Raw genomic sequence first — 6,033 nt, 5'->3', positions numbered from 1 at the left:
ATTACCGCATCCAGGGTATGATTTACACCTTCCACTATTACCCGGAAATCACCATGATGCCGGGAGGCGTCGGCCCGCGTATCCAGGCGTCCTTCCACGGCAGCTCGGGCTAAGAGGTTGGCATCGGCAATCAGAAGATTTACCGCCTCGATGCAGGTGTTTAAGTTGTTTTTTATGGCATTGAAGTCGCCGTTATAACTGTCCGTGATTGCGGGCGGAATATCACCTTGGGATATTCGCTCCACGTAATCTGCTGCTACATTTAGAGGCCCAATTACCGCATCCAGGGTATGATTTACACCTTCCACTATTACCCGGAAATCACCATGATGCCGGGAGGCGTCGGCCCGCGTATCCAGGCGTCCTTCCACGGCAGCTCGGGCTAAGAGGTTGGCATCGGTAATCAGAAGATTTACCGCCTCGATGCAGGTGTTTAAGTTGTTTTTTATGGCATTGAAGTCGCCGTTATAACTATCCGTGATTGCGGGCGGAATATCACCTTGGGATATTCGCTCCACGTAATCTGCTGCTACGTTAAGAGGGTTGATTACTGCATCCAGCATTTGGTTGATTCCCAGCAAGCACTCCCTTTCAAGCCCACTGGCCCTTCTTACATCTGCCCGAGCATCCAGACGCCCTGCCTTTATCGCTTCAACCAGCAGGTGAATCTCCTCTTGCAAGGCTAATTCTCCTGCCGTCCTTTCGGTGGAAGACTTATCCGCATCCTGGTTCTGGACACTACCCATTCCGATCAATTCTTCTTTAATTTTCGCTTCTGAAGTATCCATATTGCTTTTTTTACTAGCCATTCTAATTGAGCCTCCTCTCCAGTTTCGGTGTTTCATTCCCAAGTCCTGTTCCACTTATGCCTATTAGTTTATGTATTTAAGGTCTTCCAGATTCTCAGTGCTAAGCAAGCGCTGGCAATCGAGAATCAACTTGACTTCATTACCTATTTTCCCGATACCTTTTATATAACGGTTATGAAAACCAGCCCGGGCATCAGGTGGGGGTACTATATCCGCATCAGAGATGGATATAACTTCCGCCACATTATCGACAATAAGACCCACAGAGAGCTCGTCAATATCGATAACTATGATGCAGGTTCGATCATTATAGTCCCGAGCTTCCTTTTTAAATCGCAGGTTTACGTCCATAACGGGAATAATTTTGCCCCTTAGATTGATTATGCCTTTAACATATTCCGGCACTTCCGGCACCTCGGTAATGGCTTGTATGCCACCAATTATTTCAGTAACATATTTGATCTCGATCCCATACTCCTCCTTTCCGACCAGGAAGGTTAAAAACTTCCCTTTTTGAGTATCTTCCTCCTGCTGTACTACTTCATTTAGTATTTCTGACACAGCATCAACCCCTTTCCGTGGTCAAAAATTCGCTCCTAAAACCATAGCCTTCCAAACGCTTAACTCTTGCTTGGGTTAATCAGGTTTGCCACATCTATAATAAGGCAAGCTCTGCCATCCCCCAGCAGGGTACAAGCACTGATACCGGCTATTTTGCCAATGAATTTGGGCAGAGCCTTAACTACCACCTGTTGCTCTCCAAGCAGGGCATCAACAAATAAACATATACTTCCGGAATCGTTTTGCACTATAACGATGATGCCTTTGCTTATATCTTCCAAAGCTGATTTAACCTGGTATTTTTTATGTAAACGCAGAACCGGATAACACTCACCTCTGACCATAATCATTTCTTTGCCGTTAGGATCAACTATGACATCACCGCGCTGTGCTTTAAAAGATTCTTTGATGGAAGTAATGGGAATGATATAAATGGAGTTGCCGACCTTTACCCGCATGCCATTTATTATGGCCAGGGTAAGGGGTATCTTTAAAGAAATAGTGGTTCCCTGGCCGGGAGCGCTGTCGACCAGCACCGTCCCCCCAATCGCCTCAATATTTTTAAGCACCACATCCATTCCCACACCGCGCCCGGAAAACTCGCTTATTTCATCACATGTAGAAAAACCCGGCAGTAGAATGGTGGAGAATATTTCTCCATCAGATAAATTACTGTCGGGTTTTTGAATTAGGCCCCGGGCGCGGGCTCGCTCCAGTATCTTTTCCTTGTCCAATCCTGCTCCATCATCCCTTAGTATAATATAGACATCCCCACCCTCGCTTTTAGCTTCCAGGTAGACCTGGGCTATCGGTGATTTGCCCAAACCAGCTCGCTTTTCCGGGCTTTCTATTCCGTGGTCAATGGCATTTCTGATTAGATGCATAATTGGGTCGGAAAGATGTTCAATTATTTTCTTATCTACCTCAGTCTCTTCGCCCCTGATTACCAGTTCCACATTTTTATTTTGTTTCTTGCTCATATCTCTTACAATACGGTTCATTTTGTGGAAAGTCATAGTCAATGGTACCATTCGTATCGACATCACTATGTCTTGCAGCTCGTTGATAATTTTCCGATGCTGGCGAGTGGCCTTGTGAAAATTGTCCAGTCTGGTTGCAGTAGTCAAATCAGGGTTTAATGCAACCATAGTCTCGCTTATTACCAGTTCTCCGACCATATCCATAAGTCTATCCAGCTTATCGACATTAACATTGATTAGACTCTGCCTGCTGCCGCCTGAATGCAAATTTGCTCCAGTTTCCTTAGCTCGGTTATTGCTGATGGTAGGCTCTTCATCTTCTAAAATAATCTGATTACGTGCTCTTAATTGTTCTATCTCCCATTCTTCATCTTCCATCACCCGTAGATCCAGGCTATCTATAAAAGCCTCCTTCATAAAAAGTTCATTTATTGCTTCCTGTTGCAGGTGAGTAGTAAATATAACGGCAAAGCCGTTTTCTCTAATAAATTCAACACTATCATTGTTTTCAATAATATCTGCCGGTAGGTAATCAATCTGTTCTGCCTGATCTTTAAGTTTATGTACCAGGTTAAAAGCCCGTATATTTTCCATTTCACAACCGGGGGTGAAATATATTAGAGCATGGTAGCGTTTTATGTTCTCAGTGGGAGGAGATTTGGAGGTAGATATGTAGAATTTTTTTTGGAGCCCGGCAGGCCGGGCTGCAGCTTCATTAATCAGGTTACTATTCGCGGAAGCTTCCTTTATCAGCAACAAGTATTGCTCGATATTTTCAACGAAAGGAGATGAATCTCCATCCGCTTCCTGGTCTTGTTCCAGTTTTCCGATTTCATTCTTGATAAAGTCAATACCATCCAGAACCATATCACAAATCTTGCTATAGTCCATCTCGTCCGGATGGAATTCACGAATATAAAAAAATAGGTCTTCTATGGCATGAGCCAGAGAAGAGATACTATCATACATCATCATGGCTGCCGATCCCTTGATTGTGTGCATTATCCTGAAGATTTCGTTGATAACTGCATTTTCCAGACAGCGCTCCTTCTCATGGGCCAATATAGTCTGCTCTAATTGCTCCAAAAGCTGCAGATTTTCAAATATGAACATCTCCAACATAGGTTCCTTGCTCAAGCTTTTGTCCATCTATCAACGCTCCCCTGATGAAAATTATATTGAATTTAAGACCTGCACAACTCTTTCGTCGCTAAAGGGCTTGACCAGAAAATTGGAGGCCCCGGCAAGAATAGCTTCACGAACCAAATGCTGTTGACCCATGGCAGAGATCATTACGATTTTGGCCTGGGGGTTGATTTGTTTTATTAATTGTACTGCGCCAATACCATTTAACTCGGGCATAGTAATATCCATAGTAACAATATCAGGAAGCAGTTCCCCATATTTTTGGGCGCCCAGCAGACCGTTCTCAGCCTCCCCAACTACCTGAAATCCATTTTTCTCCAGTATCCGTCTGAGGGTATAGCGCATAAACATAGCATCATCAACTATCAGAACACTTTTCATCACTTATACTCCTCCCCAAATATTTCTTCCCCTACAGCATAGCTTCCCTATCTGGAAACTCAACCTTCATTTTCTTTATACAGTTTTTCTTGCCCCTTCTCCAGGAATAATCCGGGTTTAGGTAAAATGCTTTCAAAACTGGAAGCTGGCGTTGTCTGGTTAAGACCGCCACCCAAAGCAGATCGGTTGCCCAGTTTAACTATAGAAAACGCTTCCAATAGCCTGGATAAAGTCGAAAGCATATGCTCCTTCAAGGCAAATTCACAATTATTAGCTCGCCAGCGAAGGATTATAAACTGCATAGTACCGAAAATCATGTCAACCAGACTTTCACTGCTGATGTCTCTGGCAAATTCTCCTTCCTTTTGCCCCTTGACAACCATCTCCTTAATAAAACGCAAGCGCTTATCTATGACATCCCCCATTCTCTGGTGAACTTCGGGCTCCAATTGAAAGGCCTCCTGGGTAAAAGCAACCGCAGAGATAGCCGGATAGTTTTCGTAATATTCCGAGTAGGAACTAAATAGGAAGGTGATGCCTTCTCCGGCCTTCATATTCTGGCTTGCAACCGTTCTCAACAGTAAAGCATCATAGGAAGAGAAGTAATCAATCGTTCCCAGCAATATTTCATTTTTATTGGCAAAATGGCGGTAAATAGCGGCTTCACTTATCCCCTGGCGACTGGCAATCTCCCTGATGGTCAGGCCCTGTACCCCCATTTGATCAATGATTTCAACGGCAGTCAAAATTATCAGATCTTTGCGCTTTAAATAATTTTTTGCCATAATGCCTCCCTGTTAGTTAACGATTACTTACCATTATGGAAACACAAGCCTGTTAATCTGTCAACGAACGGCCGTTTTGTATAAAGTAAAATGTTTATTATGGATGGGCTTGAAATGCTGCAGAGATGCAGATGCTTGAACCAAATCCTTAAGTTAAAAAATGTTTTCGGTAGGTGCTTGATACATGATAAGTCATTCTTAATACCCTGACATAAGAAGAATAGAAGATTTTTTATTCCCCTGGCTAATTTCGAAATTGTTCTATGTTTTCTTTTATAGTTGATAGCTCTTGTCCAAGAATAATATTGGAGAAAAAATGATTTATCCATTGTCCGCCTAAAAAACGGGGGATTTTCGTTAAGTATACCAGTAAGATTTCACCCTTTATTGATACCGGTCTTAGGATTAGATCTTGAGAGGAAAAGCCCAGAATACTGACCAGATTATCAATAGTCTTCTGCCCCATTTCCAAATCCTTTCCCACTCCCAGGGAGAAAACTTGATTACCCCTTTCATCTTTTCCTATAAAAATAGGTAAAGCGCTGGACTCCTTGGATAAATTGCAATAAGATTCCAGGGACGCGAAATCCCGTTCTCTCAGTTGTCCCAAATAGATATGAGCGGCAATCAAAGCATGTTGCACTCCGGTAGTTCCCAAAAATATTATTTTCACAAACTCAAACCACCTGTACTCTTTTCATCGCCTTGATTCTGGTTATTTCCACCAGATTAACCAAATCTAAAAAGGCGGCTTCCGTACCTTTGCCTAGCACCGGTCGTCCCAGTCTGCTCCACCCCATTCTTCTGGAGGTAAAACCTCCTATTTTCATGCTCCAGTTAACTCGACTCATACAATCAACCGTCAGCAAATCCTCTTTTACCCCCAGGATTTCCGCAATACCCATTAAAATCTTGCCATACCTGCTTCCCAGGTTTTTTTTCCCCAATACATATATTTCATTATGATATTCATCAACACCCATTAAGCGTATGGAACCAAAATCTGCCTTAGTAGTTTTATCGAAATATGGTATACTCATCATTTCAGAAATCCCGGGAATTTTTTTCTTATCGATTAGGTCTAAATGCAATGCTGCCGCCAGTACAGATGAATGCGATCCGCCAAAACAATGATAAATTATTTTCATTAAATCCTCCGTAAATATTTATCACTCACAACTCAATGCCGACAAATAAAGTAAACTCCATTTTCCAGATCATGAACTATGCCATCCAATATGCGTGCCAGGAAAAGGCCAAGCTTTTCTTGTTCTTTCTCGTCAACTGCCAGAAATACCGGACAACCACCACCAGTTACTTTATCCTTGTCCATGGTTACAATGGCTAATATGCCCCCCTTTAAGCCTTTAT

At 42.9% G+C, this 6,033-nt stretch carries 7 protein-coding genes and 1 pseudogene; all 8 read right to left on the bottom strand.

Annotation, left to right across the window (positions count from 1 at the left end):
* A pseudogene (locus PHP87_RS09380) lies at positions 1-809 on the bottom strand (hypothetical protein); the annotation flags it as partial.
* A gap of 63 nt (positions 810-872) precedes the next feature.
* Positions 873-1,370: a chemotaxis protein CheW gene (locus PHP87_RS09375; RefSeq protein ID WP_299920601.1), complete on the bottom strand. Its 498-nt coding sequence runs from the start codon at positions 1,368-1,370 to the stop codon at positions 873-875.
* 59 nt (positions 1,371-1,429) lie between these two features.
* A complete protein-coding gene (locus tag PHP87_RS09370) occupies positions 1,430-3,499 on the bottom strand; it encodes a chemotaxis protein CheA (protein WP_299920599.1) in 2,070 nt (689 codons plus the stop codon).
* Positions 3,500-3,523: 24 nt separating this feature from the next.
* The gene (locus PHP87_RS09365) at positions 3,524-3,877 is read right to left on the bottom strand and encodes a response regulator (protein ID WP_299920598.1); all 354 of its coding nucleotides are present in this window, start codon (positions 3,875-3,877) and stop codon (positions 3,524-3,526) included.
* A 59-nt stretch (positions 3,878-3,936) separates the two neighbouring features.
* Positions 3,937-4,662 carry a TetR/AcrR family transcriptional regulator gene (locus PHP87_RS09360; RefSeq protein WP_299920597.1) on the bottom strand — a complete coding sequence of 242 codons (726 nt, stop codon included), beginning with the start codon at positions 4,660-4,662 and terminating at the stop codon, positions 3,937-3,939.
* A gap of 244 nt (positions 4,663-4,906) precedes the next feature.
* The gene (locus tag PHP87_RS09355) at positions 4,907-5,335 is read right to left on the bottom strand and encodes a DUF3189 family protein (protein ID WP_299920595.1); all 429 of its coding nucleotides are present in this window, start codon (positions 5,333-5,335) and stop codon (positions 4,907-4,909) included.
* Between the two features lie 4 nt (positions 5,336-5,339).
* A complete protein-coding gene (locus PHP87_RS09350) occupies positions 5,340-5,810 on the bottom strand; it encodes a DUF3189 family protein (protein ID WP_299920594.1) in 471 nt (156 codons plus the stop codon).
* Between the two features lie 32 nt (positions 5,811-5,842).
* A partial coding sequence (locus PHP87_RS09345; RefSeq protein WP_299920609.1) for a hypothetical protein occupies positions 5,843-6,033 on the bottom strand: 191 nt, incomplete at its 5' end.

It is taken from the genome of Syntrophomonas sp., from assembly GCF_028707975.1.
GTDB lineage: Bacteria > Bacillota > Syntrophomonadia > Syntrophomonadales > Syntrophomonadaceae > Syntrophomonas.
This window is presented reverse-complemented; position numbering and strand designations above follow the sequence as displayed.

Coding starts and splice junctions, on each gene's coding strand:
- PHP87_RS09365 (WP_299920598.1), bottom strand. CDS start 3,877: ATGAAAAGTGTTCTGATAGTTGATGATGCTATGTTTATGCGCTATACC.
- PHP87_RS09350 (WP_299920594.1), bottom strand. CDS start 5,810: ATGAAAATAATTTATCATTGTTTTGGCGGATCGCATTCATCTGTACTG.
- PHP87_RS09370 (WP_299920599.1), bottom strand. CDS start 3,499: ATGGACAAAAGCTTGAGCAAGGAACCTATGTTGGAGATGTTCATATTT.
- PHP87_RS09360 (WP_299920597.1), bottom strand. CDS start 4,662: ATGGCAAAAAATTATTTAAAGCGCAAAGATCTGATAATTTTGACTGCC.